General features: G+C 37.5%; 1 pseudogene. It reads left to right on the plus strand.

Features of this window, described 5'->3' with window-relative positions:
- Window positions 1-210: pseudogene (locus R2R70_RS23410) on the plus strand (RNase adaptor protein RapZ); the annotation flags it as partial.
- Window positions 211-232 lie beyond the last annotated feature (22 nt).

The following is a 232-nucleotide window of genomic DNA, read 5'->3' on the forward strand; positions in this document are numbered from 1 at the left end:
AGCATAGTTCAAAAATTTACATGGCAAATACAAACCTTTGTACAAACATGGCTACCACACCTAGAGCGAAATAACAGAAGCTATTTAACTATTGCGATTGGCTGTACTGGCGGGCAACATCGCTCTGTATATTTAGCGCAAACAATTGGCGAAAGCTTTGCAGTTACGCATCCCAATGTAAAAATACGTCACAGAGAACAAGAAAAGTAATTTTACAAAACTAATAACCTGT

Source organism: Cobetia sp. SIMBA_158 (assembly GCF_046566945.1).
Classification (GTDB): domain Bacteria; phylum Pseudomonadota; class Gammaproteobacteria; order Pseudomonadales; family Halomonadaceae; genus Cobetia; species Cobetia amphilecti.